This window comes from Clostridium arbusti SL206, assembly GCF_000246895.1.
In the GTDB taxonomy this organism is placed as follows: Bacteria; Bacillota; Clostridia; order Clostridiales; family Clostridiaceae; genus Clostridium_I; species Clostridium_I arbusti.
The window spans coordinates 1-25,021 of sequence record NZ_BAEV01000058.1 but is presented as its reverse complement, the minus strand read 5'-3'; the positions used below and the strand labels follow the sequence as shown (position 1 = coordinate 25,021).

The 25,021-nt window shown below is 29.5% G+C and carries 27 protein-coding genes; all 27 read left to right on the top strand.

Going from position 1 to position 25,021, the window contains the following annotated elements; translation table 11 throughout:
• Nucleotides 1–201 precede the first annotated feature (201 nt).
• Complete coding sequence (locus tag RH99_RS11415) at nt 202–546, top strand: hypothetical protein (protein ID WP_010238049.1); 345 nt, start codon at nt 202–204, stop codon at nt 544–546.
• 408 nt (nt 547–954) lie between these two features.
• On the top strand, nt 955–2,529 hold the full coding sequence (locus RH99_RS11410) for a PTS transporter subunit EIIC (RefSeq protein ID WP_010238046.1): 1,575 nt from the start codon (nt 955–957) through the stop codon (nt 2,527–2,529).
• A 53-nt stretch (nt 2,530–2,582) separates the two neighbouring features.
• Nucleotides 2,583–3,908, top strand: a complete 1,326-nt coding sequence (locus tag RH99_RS11405; RefSeq protein ID WP_010238045.1) for a 6-phospho-alpha-glucosidase — start codon at nt 2,583–2,585, stop codon at nt 3,906–3,908.
• 194 nt (nt 3,909–4,102) lie between these two features.
• A complete protein-coding gene (locus RH99_RS11400; RefSeq protein WP_010238043.1) occupies nt 4,103–4,861 on the top strand; it encodes a MurR/RpiR family transcriptional regulator in 759 nt (252 codons plus the stop codon).
• Nucleotides 4,862–5,069: 208 nt separating this feature from the next.
• Nucleotides 5,070–5,591, top strand: a complete 522-nt coding sequence (locus tag RH99_RS11395; RefSeq protein ID WP_010238041.1) for a PTS sugar transporter subunit IIA — start codon at nt 5,070–5,072, stop codon at nt 5,589–5,591.
• 276 nt (nt 5,592–5,867) lie between these two features.
• Nucleotides 5,868–6,941 carry a M24 family metallopeptidase gene (locus tag RH99_RS11390; RefSeq protein WP_010238040.1) on the top strand — a complete coding sequence of 358 codons (1,074 nt, stop codon included), beginning with the start codon at nt 5,868–5,870 and terminating at the stop codon, nt 6,939–6,941.
• A 222-nt stretch (nt 6,942–7,163) separates the two neighbouring features.
• Nucleotides 7,164–7,724: an elongation factor P gene (gene efp, locus RH99_RS11385; RefSeq protein WP_010238037.1), complete on the top strand. Its 561-nt coding sequence runs from the start codon at nt 7,164–7,166 to the stop codon at nt 7,722–7,724.
• 338 nt (nt 7,725–8,062) lie between these two features.
• Entirely contained in the window at nt 8,063–8,980 is a 918-nt protein-coding gene (gene spoIIIAA / locus RH99_RS11380) for a stage III sporulation protein AA (RefSeq protein WP_026038478.1), read from the top strand.
• A gap of 1 nt (nt 8,981) precedes the next feature.
• Nucleotides 8,982–9,497: a stage III sporulation protein SpoIIIAB gene (spoIIIAB, locus tag RH99_RS11375; protein ID WP_010238033.1), complete on the top strand. Its 516-nt coding sequence runs from the start codon at nt 8,982–8,984 to the stop codon at nt 9,495–9,497.
• A 12-nt stretch (nt 9,498–9,509) separates the two neighbouring features.
• Nucleotides 9,510–9,707: a stage III sporulation protein AC gene (gene spoIIIAC / locus RH99_RS11370; protein WP_026038477.1), complete on the top strand. Its 198-nt coding sequence runs from the start codon at nt 9,510–9,512 to the stop codon at nt 9,705–9,707.
• Nucleotides 9,708–9,716: 9 nt separating this feature from the next.
• Nucleotides 9,717–10,100, top strand: coding sequence for a stage III sporulation protein AD (spoIIIAD, locus tag RH99_RS11365; protein ID WP_010238029.1), 384 nt, complete (start codon nt 9,717–9,719; stop codon nt 10,098–10,100).
• 9 nt (nt 10,101–10,109) lie between these two features.
• Complete coding sequence (gene spoIIIAE, locus RH99_RS11360) at nt 10,110–11,258, top strand: stage III sporulation protein AE (RefSeq protein WP_026038476.1); 1,149 nt, start codon at nt 10,110–10,112, stop codon at nt 11,256–11,258.
• Nucleotides 11,259–11,273: 15 nt separating this feature from the next.
• Nucleotides 11,274–11,867: a stage III sporulation protein AF gene (spoIIIAF, locus tag RH99_RS11355; RefSeq protein WP_010238025.1), complete on the top strand. Its 594-nt coding sequence runs from the start codon at nt 11,274–11,276 to the stop codon at nt 11,865–11,867.
• A gap of 165 nt (nt 11,868–12,032) precedes the next feature.
• Nucleotides 12,033–12,656, top strand: coding sequence for a stage III sporulation protein AG (gene spoIIIAG, locus RH99_RS11350; protein ID WP_010238023.1), 624 nt, complete (start codon nt 12,033–12,035; stop codon nt 12,654–12,656).
• A 132-nt stretch (nt 12,657–12,788) separates the two neighbouring features.
• On the top strand, nt 12,789–13,325 hold the full coding sequence (locus tag RH99_RS11345) for a SpoIIIAH-like family protein (RefSeq protein WP_010238021.1): 537 nt from the start codon (nt 12,789–12,791) through the stop codon (nt 13,323–13,325).
• Nucleotides 13,326–13,480: 155 nt separating this feature from the next.
• Nucleotides 13,481–13,870 (top strand): Asp23/Gls24 family envelope stress response protein, encoded by a 390-nt coding sequence (locus tag RH99_RS11340; protein ID WP_010238019.1) that lies wholly within the window; start codon nt 13,481–13,483, stop codon nt 13,868–13,870.
• A 143-nt stretch (nt 13,871–14,013) separates the two neighbouring features.
• Nucleotides 14,014–14,415, top strand: coding sequence for a transcription antitermination factor NusB (nusB, locus tag RH99_RS11335; protein WP_010238016.1), 402 nt, complete (start codon nt 14,014–14,016; stop codon nt 14,413–14,415).
• A gap of 254 nt (nt 14,416–14,669) precedes the next feature.
• Entirely contained in the window at nt 14,670–15,506 is an 837-nt protein-coding gene (locus RH99_RS11330; RefSeq protein ID WP_010238013.1) for a bifunctional 5,10-methylenetetrahydrofolate dehydrogenase/5,10-methenyltetrahydrofolate cyclohydrolase, read from the top strand.
• Nucleotide 15,507: 1 nt separating this feature from the next.
• A complete protein-coding gene (gene xseA, locus RH99_RS11325) occupies nt 15,508–16,704 on the top strand; it encodes an exodeoxyribonuclease VII large subunit (RefSeq protein ID WP_010238011.1) in 1,197 nt (398 codons plus the stop codon).
• A gap of 141 nt (nt 16,705–16,845) precedes the next feature.
• Nucleotides 16,846–17,067 carry an exodeoxyribonuclease VII small subunit gene (locus tag RH99_RS11320; protein ID WP_010238008.1) on the top strand — a complete coding sequence of 74 codons (222 nt, stop codon included), beginning with the start codon at nt 16,846–16,848 and terminating at the stop codon, nt 17,065–17,067.
• Between the two features lie 2 nt (nt 17,068–17,069).
• Nucleotides 17,070–17,939 carry a polyprenyl synthetase family protein gene (locus RH99_RS11315; protein WP_010238006.1) on the top strand — a complete coding sequence of 290 codons (870 nt, stop codon included), beginning with the start codon at nt 17,070–17,072 and terminating at the stop codon, nt 17,937–17,939.
• A gap of 738 nt (nt 17,940–18,677) precedes the next feature.
• Complete coding sequence (locus RH99_RS11310; protein WP_193352378.1) at nt 18,678–19,253, top strand: CNNM domain-containing protein; 576 nt, start codon at nt 18,678–18,680, stop codon at nt 19,251–19,253.
• 2 nt (nt 19,254–19,255) lie between these two features.
• The gene (dxs, locus tag RH99_RS11305; RefSeq protein ID WP_010238001.1) at nt 19,256–21,118 is read left to right on the top strand and encodes a 1-deoxy-D-xylulose-5-phosphate synthase; all 1,863 of its coding nucleotides are present in this window, start codon (nt 19,256–19,258) and stop codon (nt 21,116–21,118) included.
• Between the two features lie 26 nt (nt 21,119–21,144).
• A complete protein-coding gene (locus RH99_RS11300) occupies nt 21,145–21,957 on the top strand; it encodes a TlyA family RNA methyltransferase (RefSeq protein WP_010237998.1) in 813 nt (270 codons plus the stop codon).
• A gap of 13 nt (nt 21,958–21,970) precedes the next feature.
• Nucleotides 21,971–22,822 (top strand): NAD(+)/NADH kinase, encoded by an 852-nt coding sequence (locus RH99_RS11295; protein WP_010237995.1) that lies wholly within the window; start codon nt 21,971–21,973, stop codon nt 22,820–22,822.
• The gene (locus tag RH99_RS11290; RefSeq protein WP_010237992.1) at nt 22,822–23,280 is read left to right on the top strand and encodes an arginine repressor; all 459 of its coding nucleotides are present in this window, start codon (nt 22,822–22,824) and stop codon (nt 23,278–23,280) included. The genes RH99_RS11295 and RH99_RS11290 overlap by 1 nt, the downstream gene beginning before the upstream one ends.
• A gap of 17 nt (nt 23,281–23,297) precedes the next feature.
• Nucleotides 23,298–25,004, top strand: coding sequence for a DNA repair protein RecN (recN, locus tag RH99_RS11285; protein ID WP_010237990.1), 1,707 nt, complete (start codon nt 23,298–23,300; stop codon nt 25,002–25,004).
• The last annotated feature ends 17 nt before the right edge of the window (nt 25,005–25,021 follow it).

Genomic DNA, 25,021 nt, shown 5'->3' with positions numbered 1-25,021 from the left:
AATGATAAAAATCAATATGAAGAATTGGTAAAATACATAGAGGATAATCCTTCTTTTAGAATAACTAAATTATTTCCACTAGAAAGCAGTATAAATGATATCTTAAAATTTAAAGTAACTATAGAGGTGATCAATTGAAGAAAAAAAATAGCATACAGTGTTTTAATTCTATCATTAGTATTTTTGATAATCACAATAAATATGCTATATATACAGTGGAATTTTAAATATAATAATTATAGCAAGCAATTAACCTTTCTTCAGAAAACTAATAAAAAAGCTGATAACAAGGTTATTAGATATAATGATATAATTCATTTATCAAACAAATATAATGGAGAAATAAGGGAATTAAAAAACAAAAACAAAAATATAAATGCAAGCATGATCATATATGAAAATAAGAATAATATAAAGAGAATTTTGGATAATCTCAATGGAGAAAGAACTCTAAATAAGATAAATTCTATTTCGTTAAATAACAACAGTCTTGACTCTGAAAACTATGAAATAGATATAGATGCTGACTTTGTAAGTGAATATTAAATTAGTTTCAAGTAAAGAGTTTAATTAAATTCAATAGTTAAAATAATGTGTTTTAATAAAAGCATTAGAAAAATCAGTCGGTTATATAGATTTTTCTAATGCTTTTTATTATATATATATGATTAAAAACCTGTTATGAATAACATTAACATGTTTTATAATACGGGAAAACTATTTAATTATACTGAGAAGTTTGTTAAAGTATAAATGTAAACAGTTTCAGTAAACGAATACATAATTTAATACGCATAATATATAATTTTATTAATAGTGAAAGGAGGATGCGATTATATAAGTTAATAATCAAAAACCAGTTACAATAGAGAGTAATATGTTTTTATATGGTTAATATGTATTTAATTTCATTACAAATTTTGATAAAATGAAAACGTAATAGGGGGAATATTTATGAAAGATAAAATAGTTGATGGGATGCAGGTATTTGCAAGAGCTATAATTGTTCCAGTTTTGTTTTTGCCAATTGTGGGTATAATTATTGCACTATCATCCATATTGAGTAATCCAACTATAGTTGGAAGCCATAATAGCTTAATTTATTTAGGAAAATTTATAGCCAGTGGTCTTTGGCCTATTATGAACAATCTAAGTATTGTTTTCTGTGTTGGAATAGCCATGGGAATGGCTAAGGAAAAGAAAGCAGAAGCAGCTCTTGTGGCATTGTTTTCTTTCTTGGTTTTCTTAGGAGCAAATAATCAATGGCTTTCTGCGACAGGGAAATTAGTACATTACAAAGTAGTTTCTGATTTATATGGTACTGGTCAAACGGTTTTATTTGGATTTCAGGTAATAGATATGGGAGTTTTCTTAGGAATGATCCTTGGAATAACTGTAGCGCTTGTACACAATAAATTCTGTAATAAAGAATTTCCAGGGGCATTTTCCTTTTATGGTAATACAAAATTTGTATTTATAGTTTTAGTTCCTATATTATTAATACTTTCTATAATATTTAGCTATGTATGGCCTGTAATTGCAATGGGAATAACAGCACTAACTACATTCATTAATGTATCAGGATATGTAGGAGTTTTCCTATATGGTTTCTTAAATAGAGTATTAATACCTACAGGATTACATCATTTAATTTGGACACCCTTCTCCTATTCAAATATAGGTGGAGAGTTAGCTGTAAATGGTAAAACTTATTTTGGAGCTTATAACATATTCTTAGCACAACTATCTGATCCATCTATAAAGGTATTTGATCCATCAGCAAAATATTTACAATATGGTATGGTTAAGGTTTTTGGTTTAATCGGAGTATCATTAGCATTTTACAAGACAGCTAAAAAGAAAAATAAGACAAAACTAAAAGCAATTTTATTTCCAGCAGCAGCTACATCTTTCCTAGTTGGTATTACTGAACCACTAGAATTTACTTTCTTATTTGTAGCACCATTTTTGTGGATAATTCACTCTGTGCTAGATGGTATATTTGAGGCCATTGTTGTATTTCTTGGAGTTAGAACCTATGGTGCAGGTGGAATAATAGACTTCTTAGCCTACAATCTACCAGCAGGAATAGGAAGAACTAAATGGCCTATATATATAGCAGTAGGTTTAGTTGAATTAGTAGTTTACTATTTTGTATTCAAATTTGTAATTGAAAAATTTAATCTTAAGACACCGGGAAGAGAAGATGATGAAGTGAAGCTTTACACTAAAAAAGATTACAAAGATAAAAAATCTAAAGATTCAAAACAAGTTGGTGAAAATGAAAAAGATGATTTAGCAGCTACAATTGTAGAGGCTTTGGGTGGAAAAGAAAATATTGAAACCGTTGACAATTGTTTTTCTCGATTAAGAGTAAAAATTACAGATTTAGATAAATTAGATGAACCTACATTGAAAATTACAGGGGCATCTGGAGTAATTAAAAATGGTAATAATGTTCAGGTCATATATGGACCTAAAGTAAATAGTGTAAGAAACAAAGTTGATAAATATCTTGCAAATAATTAAATTTTTATATTAAAAATTTATATTAAATAAAAAATTGAAAGAGGGAATATATTATGAAGAAATTTTCAATAACTATAGCTGGCGGTGGAAGTACATTTACTCCTGGAATAGTATTAATGTTACTAGATAATTTAGAAAGATTTCCTATAAGAAAGTTAAAATTTTATGATAATGATGCAGAAAGACAGGCTACAGTTGCTGGGGCATGTGAAATTATATTAAAAGAAAAAGCACCTGATATAGAATTCCAGGCTACAACAGATCCAGAAGAAGCTTTTACAGATATAGATTTTGTTATGGCTCACATAAGAGTTGGTAAATATGCAATGCGTGAGTTAGATGAAAAGATTCCTTTGAAATATGACGTATTAGGTCAGGAAACTTGCGGACCAGGAGGAATGGCTTATGGTATGAGATCTATTGGTGGAGTTATCGAAATACTTGACTACATGGAAAAATATTCACCAAATGCATGGATGCTAAATTACTCTAATCCAGCAGCAATAGTTGCAGAAGCAACTAGAAAATTAAGGCCTAATTCAAAGATATTAAATATATGTGATATGCCAATAGGTATAGAAGTACGTATGGCTGAAATATTAGGCCTAAAATCTAGAAAAGATATGAATGTACGTTACTTTGGACTTAACCATTTTGGTTGGTGGACAGATGTACGTGATAAAGCTGGAAATGATTTAATGCCTAAATTAAAGGAGCATGTTTCTAAATATGGATATGTAGTTGATAAGGGAGATAATCAACATGTTGAAGCAAGTTGGGCTGATACTTTTGCTAAAGCTAAAGATGTATATGCTTTAGATCCAGAAACACTACCTAATACTTATTTAAAATACTACTTATTCCAAGATTATGCTGTTAAACATTCAAATAAGGAATACACAAGAGCAAATGAAGTAATGGATGGAAGAGAGAAATTTGTATTCGGAGAATGTAGAAAAGTTATTGCTAATAAATCTACAGAAGGTTGTGAACTTCATATAGAAGAACATGCATCTTTCATAGTTGATCTTGCTACAGCTATAGCTTTCAATATACAGGAAAGAATGTTGTTGATTGTTCCAAATAATGGCTCTATAGAAAACTTTGATCCTACAGCCATGGTAGAAATACCTTGCCTTGTAGGAAGTAATGGACCAGAGCCGCTAACAATAGGTAAAATACCTCAATTCCAAAAAGGATTGATGGAACAACAAGTTTCCGTAGAAAAATTAGTAGTAGAAGCTTGGATAGAAAGATCTTATCAAAAATTATGGCAGGCAATAACGCTTTCTAAAACTGTACCTAGTGCAGCAGTAGCTAAGAAAATATTGGATGACTTAATTGAAGTAAATAAAGAATACTGGCCTGAATTAAAATAATATTTTAGATATAGGTTAGGGTCTATCTAAAGAAAATATCCATTTGTTATAGTTATAAAGCTATAGCAGATGGATATTTTCTTATTGACTATATGACCATTGGTTTGTAACTTTACAATTTTTAACTATTAGTGTATAATTTTAAATTGATATATGAATAAGGTTATTTCCCAATATTGTATTTGAGGTGGACTATGTTTGAATTAGACATTAGTAAAATAAGTAATAAAAGTCATTTGAATAAAATTGAAGAAACAATATTAACATATATTATTAACAATATAGATAATGTGAAAGAAATTGGAGTAAGAGGTATTGCAAAACAACATTACACAAGTACTACTACTATTATGAATTTGTCGAAAAAGTTAGGTTATTCTGGTTTTCTAGATATGTATTATAATTTATACTTTACATTAAAAAATAAGAAAAATCATCATGATAGAGAAATTTCTAATGATTATTTTGGTGCTAATGTAGAAGAAATATTATCGTTAATAAATGATGATAGTATTGATAAATTTGTAGATATGTTAATAGAGAATAAAAATGAAACTATATATACTTGTGGACAAGGGTTTTCTCTATTCATTGTAGAATATATTACTAGAAAATTATTGGTTATAGGATTTAACTGTATTCTTTCAGAAGCCTATGAAAGTTATGATGTAAATCCTATAAAAGCAAAGATATTTATAAATGTTTCTAAGTCAGGAGAAACGGATTTCTTAGTAGATGTCTCTAAGTCTTCCAAGAAAAATAGTATAAAGGTAGTTTCATTTACAGGTGATTCTGAAAATACTATATCAAAGTTATCTGATATTAATTTTAAAATATGTGATATGCACACTATAGATGACCGTAATAAGTTATCTAATTCTTTTTACGCAAACGTTATAATGCTGTTTGAAATTTTAGTTGGAAAGTACTTAGAACGGGTTAAAAATAATTAGATTTAATTCTTATAACATATAATAGTATATATTATTGTTGAGAAACTCGTTTCTTTTATTAGAAACTTGTTTCTAATATTATGAAATGTGTTTAAAGTATTTATAAAAATTGTTATAATTAAAACATAGATAATTTGGAAGATAAATTGATTGCCTGTTGTGTAAAGGTTTGCAATAAGCGGTTTTATATATTAAAGGGGGAATAAATATGTTTAATTTATTTAAAGAAAAATTAGGAATTAAGAAAGAGGATAAAAATATAAACGTTACTAAAGCTGTAGTCAGTAATGAATTCTTAGTTCCGGTTTCAGGAAAAATTATAAATTTAGATGATGTAAGTGATGAAGTTTTTTCTCAAAGGATGATGGGAGATGGGTTCGCTATAGAACCTGAAAATGGGGAAGTGTTTTCACCAGTAGATGGAACGATTACTTCTATATTCCCAACAAAACATGCAATTTCAATAAAGAGTAATTCTGGTATGGAAATTTTAATTCATTTTGGATTGGATACTGTTGAATTAAAGGGAGAAGGGTTTACTCTTTGTACTAAAGAAGGCGCATCAGTTAAAGCGGGAGATTTAATTCTAGAAGTCAATGTTGATGAAGTAAAAAAGAAGGTTTCTTCTATAGTTGTTCCAGTAATTTTCTTAGAGTCAAACAATACAAAGTTTACTTTCAAAACGGGTAATGTAAAAGCTAAAGATAATGATGTGATTTCAATAAATTAGTAAGTTAAGAACTTTTTGTTTATTAAATATAATAAAAGATATAAGCTAGAATTCTAGAGAAGTTCTAGCTTATTATTTTAGCCTATGACTAGTATCTTTAATAATTCATAGATAAGAAAAATGTTAAAATGCTAATAATAATAAATTTGCAAATATCAATAATTTTTGATAAAATAAGTGTGTTCGACATTTTTTAAAACAATTAAACATAATATAGTAAATAAGTGCAACATAATAAAGTGTTTTGTACATTTATATATGTAAAGGGTGAGGTTAATGTTCGAAGACAGAATTAAAAAATTAAGAAAATCAATGGAGTTAAGAGGACTAGATGCTGTTTTAGTTATTGGAGACCCAAATAGAAATTACCTAAGTGGCTTTACTGGAGATGAAAGTTTCTCTATAATAACTGAGGAAAAAGCATTATTTATAACGGATTCAAGATATACTCAGCAAGCTAAAAATGAAGTTAAGGATTATGAAGTATTAGAATATAAAGGAGCATTTCCTGATTTCTTTTCTGATACCATAAAGAAACTTAATGTAAAAAAAGTAGGATTTGAAGATAATGTAGTTTCTTATAATTTATTTAGTCAATTTTCTAGTAAAACAGAAGCAGAGTTAATACCTATGGGTGGTATCATAGAAGAAATAAGACTTATTAAAGATGAAGGAGAAATTAAGTCTATAAGAAATGCGGCTTCAATTGCAGATAAGGCTTTTTCACATATGTTAAAGTTTATTAAAGCTGGAATGAGCGAGAAAGAAATAGGCCTTGAGTTAGAGTTTACAATGAAAAAATTAGGGGCAAAAGATTTATCCTTCCCATCTATAGTTGCTAGTGGTGTAAGATCATCTTTACCTCATGGTAAAGCTACAGATAAAATTGTAGAGAAAGGTGACTTTTTGACACTTGATTTTGGGTGCATATTTGAAGAATACTGTTCTGATATGACAAGAACGGTAGCTATTGGTGAGCCTAATGATAAGCTAAAGGAAATATATAATGTAGTTCTTAAGGCACAGGAAGATGTTTTAAAGTTTATTAAACCAGCTCTAAACACTAAAGATGTTGACAGTGTGGCTAGGGATTATATAACTAAAAAGGGCTATGGTAGTTATTTTGGTCATGGTTTAGGTCATGGGGTAGGTAGAGAGATACATGAAGCTCCAAGGTTAAGTCCAATGTCCGACGTTGTACTTAAAGAGGGTATGATTGTAACTGATGAACCTGGAATTTATATTCCTAATTTTGGTGGAGTTAGAATAGAAGATTTAGTGCTTGTAACCAAAGATGGATGTGAAGCTTTGTCAAAATCACCTAAAAATTTAATTCGTTTAGGTATGTAAAAATAAATAACAAATCAAGGATGTGAGGTCTATTTTGCATCAGACAAGGAAACAGGTGACCATGAAATTTTACTATTATATGGTTCTGTTAATGGAGGATGCCGAAAAATAGATTAGCATATTGACTTATTATTTATTTGAATATGTTTTATAATATGGTGTTAATTTTACCTAAAAAGGTTATAATATATAATGATTAAGAGATTTTTGGAGGGATACTAAATGATATCAGCAGGAGAACTTAGAAAAGGAACTACTTTTGAAGCAGATGGACAAGTATACACAGTTATTGATTTTTTACATGTTAAACCAGGAAAAGGTGCTGCATTTGTAAGAACAAAATTAAGAAATGTAATTTCTGGAGGGGTTACTGAAACAACTTTCAACCCAACAGCTAAATTGCAAGAAGTTACTATTGAAAGAAAAGAAATGCAGTATTTATATAATGATGATGATTTATATTACTTTATGGACCAAGAAACATATGAGCAGGTTCCACTAAGTTTTGAGCAAGTTGAAGGTGCAATTAAATTTTTAAAGGAAAATATGTTTGCAGTAATAAAATTTTATAAAGGTGATGCTTTTTCTGTTGAAGCTCCAAACTTTGTTGAATTACAAATAACAGCTACAGAACCAGGAGTTAAGGGAAATACAGCAACTAATACTTTAAAACCAGCAACTGTTGAAACAGGAGCTATTGTTCAGGTACCTATTTTCGTTAATGAAGGCGAAGTAATAAAAATAGATACGAGAACTGGAGAATACATGGAAAGAGTTAAATAGAAATATATTTACAATGATTCTATAAACAGAGTTCTTTGTTTCAGGTGGAGTTTTTTTCTCCATCTGAAACTTAGAAATCGTTATCCAGGGACGTAGCAGCCGTTATCTCCCGCTTTGGTAGAAAAGTAGAGAGCCAAAATTTTAATTTTGTGCGAATCACTTTCACAGAGTGCGGTGGGAGTATTACGGATGGTAGTCATCGGATAAATATTAAAATTAATACTTAGCAGATTTTTTATAAAGAGGAATTTCTAAATTTTAGGAATTTCTTTTTTGTTTTTTGGAATAATTTTGGTGGAAAATAAATATTATTGAATTAGGAGAGGAGGATAAAAATGATTAACATAAAAAATATTTTAGATGTATTACCTCAGAACATAAAAAACATAACTGCTACTTTAAAAGAGCTAGAAAAACTTCAAGAGATACGTTTAAAGGTAAACAAGCCTCTTATATTTCAGCTTGGAGAAAGAGAAGTTATAGGAAATTATAATGTTACCCATGAAGATATAAGCAATATATTAAAGAGGATGAGTAATTACTCTATATATTCTATAGAAGATGAAATTAAGCAAGGATATATAACAATAAAAGGTGGACATAGAGTAGGTATATGTGGAAATTGTATTATTGAGAATAATAGAGTTAAGACAATAAAAGATATATCTTCATTAAATATTAGAATTTGTAGAGAAATAATAGGATGTTCAAATAAAATAATGCCCTGGATTTTAAAGGATAAAAACATTTTGAACACCATAATAATTTCCCCACCTAAATGTGGGAAAACTACATTGATTAGAGATATTACAAGGAATATCTCTAATGGAATGGATAATACTTTATTAAAGGGAAAAAATGTTTGTGTAATTGATGAAAGAAGCGAAATATGTGCATCCTCAGATGGAATTCCTCAGCTTAATGTAGGAATAAGAACTGATGTTATGGATAATTGTCCTAAGAGTCAGGGAATAATGATGGCCATAAGAAGTATGGCGCCAGATGTTATTGTGTGTGATGAGATTGGTACTTATGATGATGTAAAAAGTATACTGGCAGCTTTAAATTGTGGAGTTAACTTAATTACAACTATTCACGGCTTTGGAATAGAAGATTTAAATAGTAGAGATGTATTTAAAGATGTGATTAGCAATCATATATTTCAAAGAGCAGTAGTTTTAAGTTGTAAAAGTGGAATAGGCACCGTGGACTATATATATGACTTTGTTAGTGAGACAACCATAAGGGGGAAATAAAATGCTTAAATTAATAGGAGGAATATTAATTATAGCAGCATCTACTGTTGGTGGATTTGTATATGCCCAGTCTTTTATATACAGGGTGAAGGAATTATACGAAATAGAGAGATGCATATATCAACTTCAAAATGAAATTGTATATACGCATACGCCGCTTCCAGAAGCATTAATTAATGTATCTATCAAGGCCAAAGAACCTATAAATAATATTTTCAATAAAACATCGCAGAAATTATCAAGTAATATATATGACAATGTTTATGAAGCCTTTAAAAATACTTTTAAAGAAACTTCTAATCTAAGTTTGAAAAATGAAGATATTAACTTAATACTTGATTTGTCCAAGTCCTTGGGGGAATCTGACATTACTGGACAAGTTAACATGTTTTCATTAAGCATAGATAATTTAAAAAAGATTATTGCAGAAGCAGAAATAACTATGAAGAAAAACGTTAAAATGTACAGATACCTTGGATTTGGGATTGGTGCAATGATAGTTATCATGCTTATTTAGGGGGTGCATTTTTTGTTGGATGTAAGTTTAATATTTAAAATTGCTGCGATAGGAATATTGATAATTATTATAGATAAGATATTAAAAGCTAGCGGTAAAGATGACTATGCAGTAATGGTAAATTTAGCCGGTATAGTTATAGTTCTAATGATGGTAATAAGCCTTATAAGTAAACTATTTGATACAGTAAAAACTATGTTCCAACTGTAGGTGATTAAAATGGAAATAATTAAGGTAGTAGCTTTTGTTTTTATAAGTTTGTTTCTAGTGTTAATACTTAGGGGAAGAAGAGAAGAAATAGCAGTGCAGCTCAGCATTGCCGTGGGTGCATTGATTTTCTTATTTATGGTTACTAAGATTACTGCAGTAATGGAATTGTTACAACAACTAGCTTTAAAAGCTAATATTGATTTTGTATATCTGAATACTGTGTTTAAGATACTTGGAATTGCTTACTTGGCATCCTTTTGTAGTGAAATATGTAGAGATGCAGGAGAGAGCAGCTTAGCGGCTAAGGTTGAATTTGCAGGTAAAATATTAATTTTAGTGCTGGCAATTCCAATACTGATGGGAGTTTTAAATTCTATTCTAAAGATTATGTAGAGGTAAGCCATGATGAAAAAAATCATTATAATGCTCGTATTATTTATTATAATTACAAATCAAACTATAGTACATGCGTCAACCATTGGGGATGAATCAAAACAAGATACTAAGGAAGTGGAACAATTATATGACTATATGACAAATATGAAGACAAAATATGAATTGCTTAAGGATTTAAATATTACAGATTATATTAAAGATTTTATGAAAACTGGAGATGGTAAATTTTCTTTTCAAAAATTATCCAAGGCATTAATAAGTTATTTTTTTAGTGAATTAATAGCTTCATTTAAATTAATGATAATGCTTTTGATTATATGTGTAATTTGTGCTCTGCTTACAAATCTTCAGCGGGCATTTAGTAATGAGAGTTTATCAAATATAGCATATTTTGCATGCTATTCACTTATTATTATTATAGTTGCTAAAAGTTTTTATATAGGAGTAAATGAAGTTAAAGATGCCACTAATAATTTGACGGATTTTATGGTGGCACTTATGCCTGTTCTCTTGAGCCTTTTAGCAGCAGGTGGAGGAATAGCTCAATCCACATTGATGGATCCTATTATAATATTTGCTATTAATGTTGCAGCAAGAATATTTATGGATTTGCTTTTGCCATTAATATTAATAAGTTTTGTTTTACATTTTGTAAATAATATATCTGAGGAGTATAAAGTGGATAGGCTAGCTAAACTTTTAAGTCAAATAGTACTTTGGATACAGGGACTAGTTATGACTATTTTTATTGCCATAGTAACTATAAGGGGAATAAATGCAAAGGCCATAGACGAGGTTACAGCTAAGACTGCTAAATTTGCTGTGGATAATTTTGTACCAATAGTGGGCAAGGCACTATCTGATGCTATATCAACGGTAGTAGGTTATTCGGTAGTATTAAAAAATGCAATAAGTAGTATTGGATTAATAATATTAGTGGCTATAGTGGTATTCCCTATTATAAAAATTTTAGCACTAGCACTTATTCATAAACTAACAGCTGCATTAGTACAACCTATAAGTGATAAGAGAATAGTAAACTGTATAAATGCGGCTGGAGATACTCTTATACTACTTATGTCTTGTCTTATATCTATTTCAGTAATGTTTTTCATTATGATAGCAATAATTGCATCTAGTGGAAATGTTGTTTGATTGAGAGGTAATAATATGGTGGAGTGGGTAAGAAGCTGGGTAATGAGTATCTGCGTAGCAGTTATTTTTATAACGGCCGTAGAACTTATAATACCTGGTAATAAGTTTAAAAAATACGTGAAATTTGTAATGGGACTCATACTTATAGCCGTTATATTGAATCCCATAATAAAAATTTTTAATAGTAAGGCTAGTATGACTAGTTATATAAATGATGCTGATAAATATGTAAATAGTGCATCCTATGAAAATAATCTTGAAAAATATAAAGAAAATGATAAACAAGAAACTATAAGTACCTTTAAGACGAATTTACAAAATTCTTGTGTTAAAATGCTAAAAGATAAATTCCCTGACAATGATTATGAAGTTAAAGCTGATGTAAAGATAGATGATAAAACTAATGAAATAGATATCAGTAATTTAAGTGTAGGTGTTAAAGGTAAAGGGATAGAAAAAGTAAAAAAGATAGATATAAATAGTAAAAGTGTAAGTGCAAATTCAGAAAAACAAATAGATCCATCAATAGGTAGAGATATTAAGAACTATCTCAATGATCAGCTTAAAATATCTCAAAATAATATATCCGTTTATAAACAGACTTCTTAGATTCAGAGGAAGCTTTTACCTCTGAAACTTAGAAGACGTTATCTAGGGGTGTGATATTGTTATCGACACCGAAGGTGGAGATTTACAATATCTAGCTATCAGGCAAACAGACTTCTTAATTTAAAATTCTATGGTGTATATTCTCTTAGACGAGGGGGTGAGAAAATGGATTTTAAGAAATTATTAGAGATGCTAAAAAAGGGAGATGGAAAAAATAAACACATAAATAATATTATTATCATTATATTGGTAGGAGTACTTTTTATTGTAGCAGCTAGTTTTTTCAAAGGTAACAGTACGACTATGTCCTCAAATAATACTAATAACAATAGCAATAACAATCAAGCTGCAGTTAGTGACTCATCGTCTAGCAATTCAGATAAGGATGATGACGCTTATGAAGCTGAACAAGAAAAAAGATTAAAAAATCTTCTTCAAAGTATACAGGGAGTTGGAAATACTAGCGTGATAATTAATTTTGGTACGGGAGAGGAACAAATACCCGCTTACAATGAAAATAATTCTTCCTCTGTAATCAATGAAGATGATAATTCTGGTGGAAAGAGAACTACAACTCAAAATAATTCTGGAAGTACTGTAGTTCTTGAAAATAATGGAGATAAAACAGAACCATTTATTGTAAAAAAATATAAACCAAAGGTTACAGGAGTTTTAATTTCAGCAGAGGGAGCAGATAATTCAGTTGTACAGCTTAGTATAACTAATGCTGTATCAGAATTCTTCGATATTTCTGTAGATAAAGTAAATGTTTATCCTATGAAAAAGTAACATATAATTCTTTGAACAAGCATATAAATTTTGTATAAAGACATATGAAGGGGAATAAGAAATAGAAAATAGACTAGCATACTGGCTAATTATTTCTTTACAATGTCAAAAGATTAAATGGAGGGGAATTAAATGAATAAAAAACAAGCAGTTATTATTGTCACCTTACTAGTACTTATAGTTTGCGCCGGAGTATTGGCAACAAAGGTTAATAGCCCATTATATGTTAGTGATACAGATCTTGTTAATAACAAGAGTACAGTATCTACAGATAGCAGCAGTGATGCAGCAAATGCAACAAATACATCTAAGAGTAAATCAGATTATTTTGCTGATGCTAGACTTACTCGTGAAAAAACCAACGCAAAGACTATTGACACATTGAAATCTATAATTGATAATAAAAATGTATCTCAAGAAAGTAAGCAAAATGCAACACAAAAATCTATAAATATTTCTACAGCAAGTGCAAATGCAGCAAAAGTTGAAAATATGCTTAAGGGTAAAGGCTATAAAGAAGCACTATGTACAATTAATGATGATAAGGTAAGCGTTGTTGTAAAAAGTGATGTTCAACAATTATCAGATACACAACAAAGAGAAATAAAAGATGTTGTATTAAGTGTAACTAAACTTAGAAATATAGAAATACAGCCACCTGTTCAATAATAGATTTAATAAGTAATAATACAAAAACTTCACTTCATATAATTAGTTATTTCTCTGAATATGAGTAACATTGTAAAATTCTATTGATTTTGATATAATGTACATAAGATTAATAGAATTGCGTAATGTTACAAAGCTAAGGGGGTAACGAGGATATGGATAACGAGACAAGAGATGATGTAGAGATGGGTATTGTAAAAATATCTGATGAAGTAGTAGAAGTTATTGCAGGACTTGCCGCATCTGAGATAAAAGGTGTTATAGGTATGAGTGCAAGCTTAGTAGGTGGAATTTCGCAAATGTTAAGTGGAAAAAAGAACCTTTCAAAAGGTGTTAAGGTAAACTTAGGAGAAGATAATGCTTCAATTGATTTATATTTAGCAGTTCAATACGGAATTAGGATACCAGATGTAGCATCTTCTGTACAGAAGAATGTGAAAAAGGCAGTAGAATCTATGACGGGACTAAATGTTTCAGGCGTTAATGTATATATTCAAAATGTAATTATTCCCAAAGAAGAAACAGTTACCGAAGGCGATGAATAATTAAGAAACACCCTCTAAAAACTTAGAGGGTGTTTCTCTGTTGATAAATATTTTTTTTATTTATAAGTAAAAATTATAGAAGTTTAAGCTGATATATAGTAATATAAACTCATTATGCAATGTTCTAGGAGGAGTCAATTTTAATGAATAGAAGAAAAAGTAGAGAAATAGCAATGAAATTGCTGTTTGAAATATCAATAAACACAAATGATGTTAGTGAAACAATTGAAAATTATAAAGAAAATAATGAAAACTTTGATGATGTTGATTTTGCTTACGTTGAGAATATACTAGATGGTGTAGCTAAAAATAATGAATTTTTAAATAAAACCATTGAAGGAAATCTAACTAATTGGAAACTTAGCAGAATATCTAAAGTAAACATGTCTATATTAAAAATTGCAGTTTATGAGATATGTTTTCAGGAGGATATTCCTAGTAAGGTGTCTGCTAATGAAGCAGTTAATTTAGCTAAGAAATATTCTGATGATAAATCGCCATCATTTATAAATGGTGTAATAGGGAACATAATAAAGTTAAAATAATTAGGCATGTGAAAATAAATAGTAAGTCAAAGATGCGACGAATATTTTGAATTTTAGAACTGCAAATGCATGGCTTACTTGGCGTTGACCTCCCACTTGAAGAAAAGCAGAGAACCAAAATCTTCTTTTCGATTTTGTGTGAATCGCTTTCACAGAGTGCGTGGGAGACTTACGCCAAGTTAGTCAGGTCAAAATAGGCTAGCATACTGACTAGTTATTTATTTGAATATGCCTTAGATAGTTGAGGTGTAGAAATGGGAAACATAATACAAGGAAAATTGGTAGCAGAAAATTTTAGGAATCAAATTAAAGATTTTATAAAATACAGGAATGATAATAATTTAAATGTTCCAAGTTTAGCAATAATATTAGTAGGCAGCGATGGTGGATCCCAATATTATGTTAGAAATGCAAAAAAGTTATGCGATAATTTGGGAATAAATTGTGAAATACTTAACTTCGATGAAGATAAGTCTGAAATAGATATTATAAATGCTATTGAAGTATTAAACAATAGAGAAGATATACAGGGAATAATGCTTCAATTGCCATTGCCGGATAATTTTGATGAAAAGAAAATAGTATCTACGATAAATGAAAAAAAAGATGTAGATGGACTTACAGATATTAACATAGGTAAATTTTATAGTGGTGAAAAAAGCTTTGTACCATGTACTCCAAAGGGAATAATAGAATTAATAAAGAGTACAGGTGAAGATATAAGTGGAAAAAATGCTGTTGTTATTGGACGAAGCAATATTGTAGGTAAACCAGTTGCTCAGCTTTTATTAAATAATAATGCTACAGTTACAATTTGTCACTCTAAAACAAAAAATTTAAAAGAAGTATGCAGCAATGCAGATATATTAATTTGTGCTATAGGAAGACCAGATTTTGTAGATGAATCCTTTATAAAAAAAGGTGCTATTGTAATTGACGTTGGAACAACTATGATAGAAGGAAAATTAAAGGGCGATGTTAAATTTGAAAGTGCAATACAAAAAGCCGGTTTTTTAACTCCAGTACCTGGAGGAGTGGGAGCTATGACAACTACTATGTTATTAATGAATACATGTGAGGCACTTAAGTAAAATGTATATTAAGACTTTAACGGTTTCAGAAGTTAGTAGTTATATTAAAAAGATAGTAGATAGTGATTTCATATTAAGCAATACCTTAATAAAAGGTGAAATATCTAATTTTAAAATTCACAGCAGTGGTCATGCTTACTTTTCTTTAAAAGATGATTATGGAAAAATAAACTGTATAATGTTTAAGAGTAGAACTGAAAACCTTAAATTTATGCCTGAAAATGGTATGAGTGTAGTTGTAAAGGGAAAGGTTTCTGTATATGTTAAGGATGGAGCATATCAAATATATTGTGATGAGATAAAATTAGAAGGTTTAGGAGAGTTAAGCGAAGCTTTTAATAAATTAAAGAAAAGACTGGAAAGTGAAGGCTTATTTGATTCATCTCATAAAAAAACTATACCAAAATTTCCAAAGAAGATAGGTGTTATAACATCGCCTACAGGAGCAGCAATAAGAGATATTATAAATGTTGTCAAAAGAAGAAATAAGGGAGTTAATATAACTATTTATCCTGCCTTAGTGCAGGGAGTTAATGCTGCTAACGATATTATAAAGGGTGTAAATTATTTTAATAAATTAGAGGATATAGATGTTATATTGATTTCTCGTGGTGGTGGTTCTATTGAAGAATTATGGTCATTTAATGATGAAAAATTGGCTTATACTATTTTTCATTCAAAAAAGCCAATAGTAACAGCAGTAGGACATGAAACTGATTTTACTATTGTAGACTTTGTAAGTGATCTTAGAGCACCTACTCCGTCAGCAGGAGCAGAGATACTTACATTCAATTTAGCAGAAGCAAATGAAAAAATCAGAAATTATAAATATACTATGGATAATTATATAAAAATGTATTTACAGGATAAATTAAATGCATTAGATATGTATAGAAAAAATCTTGAGCATAATAGCCCTATGGTTTTAATCGCTAATTCTTATAGATACATAGACAGAATGAATGAAATCTTAAATGAAAAAATAAATAATAGAATTGAACTTGAAAAACAAAAGCTTGGTAAATTAAATGCATTATTAGATGCACATAATCCTCTAAATATTTTAAATAGAGGATACTCTATAATTGAAGATGAAAATAGTAATTTAATTACTGAAACTAAAACACTTTGTAATACTAAAAATATTAAGATTACATTAAAAGATGGTAGCTCATTATTTAATATAAAGCATCTTTAAAAATATAACTAGTCAGTTTGAATAGTTATCAAAGATATCTGATATCATAACTAATATCAGATATTCAGATTAATTGTTTTATTCAAGATAGTTTTAATTTATATGCCTAATAAAATAATACTAAAAAGTTGGTGAAGATATATGGCCAGTAGAAATGAGTCTTATGAGAGTATGATTAAAAAATTAGAAGATATCGTTTCTTCAATGGAAACTAAAGAACTTACTCTACAGGATACTATGAAAAGTTATGAAAATGGAGTTAAACTCTGTAATAAACTTTACAAGTATTTAAATGATGCCGAAGGAAAAATAAAAATACTATCTGGTGAGCAAGAAGAGAATTTTGAGGGGAATGAGGAATAGTCATGAAGGTTGAAAATTTAAAAAATGAAATTGATATATGGCTAAAAAACTATTTTGATAATAAGGGAACTTATAATAAAAAAATTTATGAGGCTATGAAATATAGTGTAGACATTGGTGGAAAAAGAGTAAGGCCAATACTTCATTGTATTACCTATGAAATGTATGATAAGAATTACAATAGGGTGATGCCTATAGCAGGTGCTATAGAGATGATTCATACTTATTCATTAATACATGATGACTTACCTTGTATGGATAATGATGATCTTAGAAGAGGACATCCTACTAATCACAAGGTTTTTGGAGATGCACTGGCAGTATTAGCTGGAGATGGATTATTAAATGAAGCTATGAATATTATGTTTGATTTTTGTACTGACAAAGGTAAAGATGAGTTATCAGCATGTAAAATTATATCTAATAGTGCCGGAGCAGAAGGTATGATTGGTGGCCAGGTGGTAGATATTCTTAGTGAGGGTAAAAAAATATCTTATGAGACTTTAAGTTATATGCACAGAAAGAAAACAGGTGCATTAATTAGAGCTTCAATTTTATCTGGGGCCATAATTGTAGGTGCTTCAGATAATGACTTAGATAAGCTATCAAGTTTTGGTAGTAAATTAGGGCTTGCTTTTCAAATAAAAGATGATGTATTAGATATTGATGGTAATGAAAGTGTTATGGGCAAACCGGTAAAGAGTGATATTGACAATGATAAAACCACATTTGTGACAACTTTTGGGTTAGAAGATTGCAGAAACAAATGTAAAGAGCTTACTAAAGAATGTCTGGGCATTTTAAGTGATTTATCTAAAGATACGTCAAATCTTGAAGAAATAACTAAGTATTTGTTGTACAGACAGTGTTAGAATGAGAATACTTATAATATAGCTCTATATTATATAGGTGAAACATTTTGAATATTTAATATAGCTATGTTATAATTGCATTTGTTATATACTTAAGTTAGTGGTGCAGTATTCTAGTCAGGTAAGCTTTTTTTAAAGGCGGGGCTAAAAATCCGTTAGAGGGCATATCGATGAAGTTCTTGGTGCTTGCCTATAACGCCCAGTCATGGGCTTGTGCTGGGAGTAAGGAGGCTGGGGCAACCGCAATGGCATGCGCAACTGACCCTACCTTCGTGGAGACCATTTCTTGTGATAGAGGTTAGATACCTCTTTTACGACAATGGGTTAAACCTGCATTGTGGTACAAAAGCTATGTGCAGTGTAGCCTGCCTTGAGTGAAATGGGGAGAGGACAGGAAAAGTAAAATTTTTGGCCAAAAATTTTATTCGGTTGCCTTCTGAAACCTATTTTGCAAAAGAGGCTAAGAAAAAGCCTAACTGTAGAGGAAAACTCCTAGACTGTTTGCGAGAAGTATATTTGGGATTGCAATGCGGACTTAGTGGTAATCTAGTCTTAATTATGGTGACATATTAAATAAGTTATTAAAGGGAAACCACCATTACGGTGACGTTTTGGCTAACTTATGGGAAATCCTACTGGACCTATGCCGCAAGATCTACTTAATATACTACCACTTCTTTTGATTAAAGCATCTTTAAATAAATAACTAGTTAGTTATACTAGTCTATTTATTTTCACATGTTTAATGGAGGAATAATAGTGTCAAAAAAGAACAATAGAAAGAGTAATGCAAGAAGTAGACGAAAATGGCTTTTGACAATTTTACTTTGGTCAGTTTTCATAAGTGGTAGCATTTCTCTATTATCTGATTCGCTACTACAACAAGTTAATATGGTGGTAGCTTTTGTTGTATTGGCGTTTATTATAGTTGTAGGTATTATTTTTGATATAATAGGTATAGCAGTTACTGCTGCAAATGAAACCCCCTTTCATGCTATGGCTTCAAAGAAGATACATGGTGCAAAAATTGCCATAAGACTTATAAGAAATGCAGATAAGGTGTCTACTTTTTGTAATGATGTAGTAGGGGATATTTCAGGTATCGTTAGTGGATCTGTAGGAATTTTTATTGCACAGAAGATTGTGCATGAATTTATGATTAATTCTACTGTTGTGAATGTTGGAATAGGAGCTGTTATTGCTTCTATGACAATATGTGGCAAGGCAGTTGGAAAAACTTATGCTCTAGAAAATGATAATAAAATAGTTTCTAAAGTTTCTAAGTTGATGTATCTAATAGTAAAGGATAGATGATAATGACATATATACTTGATGAGTACAAGGATATAGATGAAATTAAACATATGAGCTCAGAGGATCTTAATAGGTTCTCACAGGAGATAAGACAGTTTTTAATAGAAAGTGTATCAAAAACTGGAGGACACTTAGCATCAAATCTTGGTGTGGTAGAATTGACTTTAAGTTTGTATAAGGTTTTCAATTTTAAAAAGGATAAACTTATTTGGGATGTAGGTCACCAGGCTTATGTACATAAAATATTAACTGGAAGAATACATGAATTTTCACGGCTTAGAAAATACGGTGGACTAAGTGGTTTTCCAAAACGTGAAGAAAGCTCCTTTGATATATTTGATACCGGACACAGTAGTACATCTATATCAGCAGGGCTTGGAGTAGCTAGAGCGAGAGATCTAAATAAGGATTCATATGAGGTGGTATCAGTAATTGGTGATGGTGCTCTTACTGGTGGAATGGCTTATGAGGCACTTAATGATTTAGGTGATAGCAAGACTAATATGATAGTAATTCTCAATGACAATCAAATGTCTATTTCAAGAAATGTAGGGGGTATGTCTAAATATTTAAATAAGATTAGAATAGACCCTGCATATAATAAATTCAAAGAAGAAGTGAATAATAAACTTAGAAAAACTAATATAGGAGTAGGACTTGCTAATTCTCTTCAGAAGATAAAAGATAGTGTTAAGCAGCTTGTTATACCTGGAATGCTATTTGAGGACATGGGAATTAAGTATTTAGGACCTATAGATGGACACAATATAAATGAATTGGTTCAAGCTATAACTTTAGCAAAGAATATAAAAGGTCCTGTGCTAGTTCATGTAATTACTAAAAAGGGAAAGGGATATGATTACGCTGAAAAGAATCCTAATAAATTTCATGGTATAGGACCTTTTGATTGTGATAGTGGAGAAATATGTTCAATAAAAGGAACAACTTATTCAAAAGTCTTTGGAAAGGAAATGATAAACCTAGCAAATGAAGATAAAAAAATAGTAGCTATTACAGCTGCTATGCCTGATGGAACAGGGTTAAGTAATTTCTCAAAAAGATTTCCAGAAAGATTTTTTGATGTGGGCATAGCTGAACAGCATGCAGTTACACTGGCAGCAGGTATGGCTACCCAGGGGATAAAACCTGTTTTTGCTGTATACTCCACATTTTTACAAAGAGCCTATGATCAAATGATTCATGATGTATGTATCCAAAATTTGCACGTTGTTTTTGCAATAGACAGGGCAGGAATAGTTGGAGAAGATGGGGAAACTCATCAAGGAATATTTGATTTATCCTACTTGACTCAAATGCCAAATATGACAGTAATGAGTCCAAAGTGCTCTGAGGAACTCATATATATGCTAAGATGGGCAATTAATAATAATAATGGACCAATTGCTATAAGGTATCCAAGAGGAACAGATAACCCTAAGGTAAAATTAAGTGCATTAAAAGATTTTTCAAAGGGAAAATGGGAAGTAATAGTAGAAGAAGGTGCTATTGCAATAATAGCTACAGGTAAAATGGTTCAAACCGCAGTTATGGTAAGAGAGAAACTCTTAAAATCAGGAATTAAGGTCACAATTATAAATGCAGAATTTATTAAACCTGTTGATAAGAGCCTACTTCAAAAATTAATTAATAATAATTATAAAATAGTTACTGTTGAAGATAATATTTTACATGGAGGACTAGGAACTTCTGTATTAGAATATATTAACAGTTCTGGTTTTAAAGTTAACGTTCTAACACTTGGATACAATGATAAATTTGTTATTCAAGGGAATGTAGATGTACTATACAAATTACATGGACTTGATACAGATGGAATTTTTCAGAGTATTTTAAAATTTATATAGCAAATGCATAGATTAAGGAGTTAAAAATGGCTGAAGCAAAAGAGAGATTAGATGTTTTATTGGTTAAAAAAGGAATTTTTCAATCTAGAGAAAGAGCAAGAGCAAGTATAATGGCTGGTGAAATCTTTATAGATGATGTAAGATATGACAAATGTGGTGAGAAAGTAAAAGAAACCTCCAATATAATCTTCAAGGGAAAAACTATGCCCTATGTTAGTAGAGGAGGATATAAACTTGAAAAAGCTATTAAATCTTTTCAAATAAATCTAAAAGACAAAACATGTTTTGATATAGGAGCTTCTACAGGAGGCTTTACTGATTGTATGCTTCAAAATGGTGCGAAAAAGGTTTTTTCTATAGATGTGGGTTATGGACAATTTGCTTGGAAACTTAGAAATGATCCTAGAGTTGTCTGTATGGAAAGAACTAATGTAAGATATGTAAAGGAAAAAGATATAGGTGAAATAGGTGATTTCGCAAGTATAGATGTCTCTTTTATATCGCTAAAAAAGGTTATTCCAGTACTTTTAGATTTACTAGTAGATGATGGAGAAATTGTAGCTCTTATTAAACCACAATTTGAAGCAGGAAGAGAAAAGGTTGGCAAAAAGGGTGTTGTAAGAGATCCAGAAGTGCATAAAGAAGTCATTAACGGAATAGTAAATTTCCTAATTGAGAATAATTTAAATATAATTGGTATAGATCATTCACCTATAAAGGGACCAGAAGGAAATATAGAATACCTTATATACTTTAACAAAAATAATAATATTCATAGTGATTTTTCATTAGATAATATAGAGCTAGTTGTAAAAAAGGCTCATGGTCAATTGGATTAGGAGAATAAATTTTATGAAAAATATAGGTATTAATATTAACAGTAGCAAAGATAAGGATAGAAAAGTAACTAGAGAAATAGTTGATTTTATAGTTAAAAATATAAATGACGTAAAAATAAAAATATTTGATGATCTTAGAAGTTTTTCAAAGGAAGATTCTGAACAAATAGATATAATGATATCACTAGGTGGAGATGGAACAATTTTAAGTACTGCAAGTAATGTGTCAAAATATAATATACCTATATTAGGTATTAATTTAGGCCATCTAGGCTTTTTAGCCAGTGCTGAATTATCAGAATTGAAAGAATGCATTATGAAGTTATCAAAAGCTGAGTATGAAATAGAAGAACGTGTTATGTTGCAGTGTGAAATAAAGAGTAAGAAAGACTCAAAAATATATTATGCATTAAATGAAGTTGTTATATCTAAGGGAACTTTGGCAAGAATATTAGAATATAGTATAAAAATTAATGGTAAATTCTATACTAAGTTTATGTCAGATGGAATAATTATTTCTACACCAACAGGATCTACAGCCTATTCTCTTTCTGCTGGAGGGCCTATAATTTATCCGGATTTAAATTTAATTTCTATAACTCCTCTATGCCCTTTATCTCTTGGAATTAGGACTATAGTTATAGATAGTAAAAGTGAAGTTAACATTGCTTTAAATAGGGTAACTCAACCAGTATATTTAATGTTAGATGGTCAGAATTCTTATGAAATTAGTAATATACATAATGTTAATATTACAGAAGCCGATTTTAAATGTAAAATAATTAGAATTAAAGGCTATGATTATTTTAAAATATTAAGGAAAAAAATAATATCTAGAACTAAAGAGTGCGAAGGTGATGAGTGATGAAAATATCGAGGCATGCTAAAATATTAGAAATAATAAATTCAAAGGACATAGAAACTCAAGAAGAATTAGCAGATGAATTAAAAAAACAGGATATGATTGTAACACAAGCTACTGTTTCAAGAGACATAAAAGAATTGAAACTAATAAAGGTATTATCTACTACTGGAAAGTACAAATATGCTTCAATATCTTCAACTGAAAACTTTTTATCAAATAAATTAGTTAGTGTATTTATTCAAACTGTTTTAAATGTAGAGCATGTAAAAAATTTTGTAGTAGTTAAAACTATTTCTGGATCTGCACCAGGTGCAGCAGAAGCAATTGATTCACTTAATTTTGACGAAATAGCAGGAACAATAGCAGGAGATAATACTATATTCATACTCGTTCGTACTGAAGAAAAGGCATTTGAAATAGTTCAAAGACTAAAAAAATTACTTAATGAAAATGAATAAGGATAGGAGGATTTGGTATGCTCCTTCAATTAAATATCAGTAATTTTGCACTTATAGAATCCCTAACTATTTCCTTTGAGGACGGATTCAATGTTTTGTCAGGAGAAACAGGTGCTGGTAAATCTATATTGATTGATGCTATAAATTATGTACTTGGAGTTAAGTTTACAAAGAGCTCTATTAGAACTGGTGAAAATAAAACCTTTGTAGAAGCTATTTTTACTATTAAAAATATTAAAACAGTAGAAATATTAAAGAGCCTAGAAATTGAGTATAATGATATTTTGATTATTTCAAGAGAGGCATTTCAATCAGGTAAAACTATTGCAAAGGTAAATGGGAAAACTATGTTACTTTCTCAACTAAGAAAGATTAGTGAAACATTAATGGATATTCATGGACAACATGAAAATCAAACTCTTATGAATTCAGAAAATCACATTAATTTTCTGGACAATTTTGGGTATGAATTACTTAAAGAAGAAAAGGAAAAATATGCTGTATATTATAATAACTTAAAAGATATTGATAAAAGAATAAATGATCTCTATAAAAAAACAGGTGATAAAGATAAAATTGTTGACTTTTTAAGATATCAAATTGATGAAATAGAAAAATCAAAATTAAAAAAAGATGAAGATACAAGTTTAGAAGAAAGATATAGAGTAATATCAAACAGTGAAAATATAAATAAAGTTTTATGTAATAGTTATGAAAAGCTTTATACTGGAAAAGATGAACTTTTATCTATTTTTGATAATTTAGGAGTGGTTATTAAAGATCTTAGATCTATAGAAGAGAATTCAGAAGAAATAAAGATTATAGCAGATTCTTTAGAGGAATCTTACTATAATATAGAGGGAAATGTATCAATTATAAGAGATATTAAAGATAAAATTGAATTTGACGATAGTGAACTTGAATACATAAATAATAGATTATATATAATTGATGGATTAAAGAAAAAATATGGTAGTACTATTGAGGAGGTAATTAATTACAAAGAAAAAATTACAACTCAATATGAAGAACTTGTACATTTTACTGAAATTATCGAAAAATTATTAAAAGATAGAAGTAATATATACATAAAGGTAATTGATGAAGGTAAAAAAATACATACTTTAAGAGAAAAAGTAGCTAGAATATTAGAAACTAAGGTTTTGGATGAGTTAAAATATGTAGGTCTTGATAAAAGTATATTTAAAATAAATATTGAATTTAGTGATTCAAATATGAATGAACATGGTGGAGATAGAGTACAATTTTTAATAACAACTAATCCAGGTGAACCACTTAGAGAATTGGAAAAAGTTGTTTCTGGTGGTGAATTATCTAGAATTATGTTAGCATTTAAAACTGTTTTTGTAGATAAAGATAATATACCTTCTGTAATTTTTGATGAAATAGATACTGGAATAAGTGGAAGAATTGCTCAAAGTGTAGCAGAAAAGATGTATGCAATTTCAAATAACCATCAAGTTTTTTGTGTAACGCATCTTCCACAAATTGCATGTATATCAGATATACATTATCTTATTGAAAAGAAAATACTTAATAATAAAACTTTTACTTTTGTAAATAGACTTACATTAATGGAAAAAGAAAATGCTGTGGCTAAAATGATTAGTGGTAGTGAACTTACAACTTTAACTTTAGAAAATGCCAAAGAAATGATTAGATTTGCTGATAATAAAAAGAAAATTTTAAGGAAGAATCTATAATAAATATCAATAAAAAA

What these genes read in the sequence shown, in the direction of transcription:
- RH99_RS11415 (WP_010238049.1), top strand. Translation starts at nt 202, where the DNA reads ATGCTATATATACAGTGGAATTTTAAATATAATAATTATAGCAAGCAA.
- RH99_RS11410 (WP_010238046.1), top strand. Translation starts at nt 955, where the DNA reads ATGAAAGATAAAATAGTTGATGGGATGCAGGTATTTGCAAGAGCTATA.
- RH99_RS11405 (WP_010238045.1), top strand. Translation starts at nt 2,583, where the DNA reads ATGAAGAAATTTTCAATAACTATAGCTGGCGGTGGAAGTACATTTACT.
- RH99_RS11400 (WP_010238043.1), top strand. Translation starts at nt 4,103, where the DNA reads ATGTTTGAATTAGACATTAGTAAAATAAGTAATAAAAGTCATTTGAAT.
- RH99_RS11395 (WP_010238041.1), top strand. Translation starts at nt 5,070, where the DNA reads ATGTTTAATTTATTTAAAGAAAAATTAGGAATTAAGAAAGAGGATAAA.
- RH99_RS11390 (WP_010238040.1), top strand. Translation starts at nt 5,868, where the DNA reads ATGTTCGAAGACAGAATTAAAAAATTAAGAAAATCAATGGAGTTAAGA.
- efp (WP_010238037.1), top strand. Translation starts at nt 7,164, where the DNA reads ATGATATCAGCAGGAGAACTTAGAAAAGGAACTACTTTTGAAGCAGAT.
- spoIIIAB (WP_010238033.1), top strand. Translation starts at nt 8,982, where the DNA reads ATGCTTAAATTAATAGGAGGAATATTAATTATAGCAGCATCTACTGTT.
- spoIIIAD (WP_010238029.1), top strand. Translation starts at nt 9,717, where the DNA reads ATGGAAATAATTAAGGTAGTAGCTTTTGTTTTTATAAGTTTGTTTCTA.
- spoIIIAE (WP_026038476.1), top strand. Translation starts at nt 10,110, where the DNA reads ATGATGAAAAAAATCATTATAATGCTCGTATTATTTATTATAATTACA.
- spoIIIAF (WP_010238025.1), top strand. Translation starts at nt 11,274, where the DNA reads ATGGTGGAGTGGGTAAGAAGCTGGGTAATGAGTATCTGCGTAGCAGTT.
- spoIIIAG (WP_010238023.1), top strand. Translation starts at nt 12,033, where the DNA reads ATGGATTTTAAGAAATTATTAGAGATGCTAAAAAAGGGAGATGGAAAA.
- RH99_RS11345 (WP_010238021.1), top strand. Translation starts at nt 12,789, where the DNA reads ATGAATAAAAAACAAGCAGTTATTATTGTCACCTTACTAGTACTTATA.
- RH99_RS11340 (WP_010238019.1), top strand. Translation starts at nt 13,481, where the DNA reads ATGGATAACGAGACAAGAGATGATGTAGAGATGGGTATTGTAAAAATA.
- nusB (WP_010238016.1), top strand. Translation starts at nt 14,014, where the DNA reads ATGAATAGAAGAAAAAGTAGAGAAATAGCAATGAAATTGCTGTTTGAA.
- RH99_RS11330 (WP_010238013.1), top strand. Translation starts at nt 14,670, where the DNA reads ATGGGAAACATAATACAAGGAAAATTGGTAGCAGAAAATTTTAGGAAT.
- xseA (WP_010238011.1), top strand. Translation starts at nt 15,508, where the DNA reads ATGTATATTAAGACTTTAACGGTTTCAGAAGTTAGTAGTTATATTAAA.
- RH99_RS11320 (WP_010238008.1), top strand. Translation starts at nt 16,846, where the DNA reads ATGGCCAGTAGAAATGAGTCTTATGAGAGTATGATTAAAAAATTAGAA.
- RH99_RS11315 (WP_010238006.1), top strand. Translation starts at nt 17,070, where the DNA reads ATGAAGGTTGAAAATTTAAAAAATGAAATTGATATATGGCTAAAAAAC.
- RH99_RS11310 (WP_193352378.1), top strand. Translation starts at nt 18,678, where the DNA reads ATGTTTAATGGAGGAATAATAGTGTCAAAAAAGAACAATAGAAAGAGT.
- dxs (WP_010238001.1), top strand. Translation starts at nt 19,256, where the DNA reads ATGACATATATACTTGATGAGTACAAGGATATAGATGAAATTAAACAT.
- RH99_RS11300 (WP_010237998.1), top strand. Translation starts at nt 21,145, where the DNA reads ATGGCTGAAGCAAAAGAGAGATTAGATGTTTTATTGGTTAAAAAAGGA.
- RH99_RS11295 (WP_010237995.1), top strand. Translation starts at nt 21,971, where the DNA reads ATGAAAAATATAGGTATTAATATTAACAGTAGCAAAGATAAGGATAGA.
- RH99_RS11290 (WP_010237992.1), top strand. Translation starts at nt 22,822, where the DNA reads ATGAAAATATCGAGGCATGCTAAAATATTAGAAATAATAAATTCAAAG.
- recN (WP_010237990.1), top strand. Translation starts at nt 23,298, where the DNA reads ATGCTCCTTCAATTAAATATCAGTAATTTTGCACTTATAGAATCCCTA.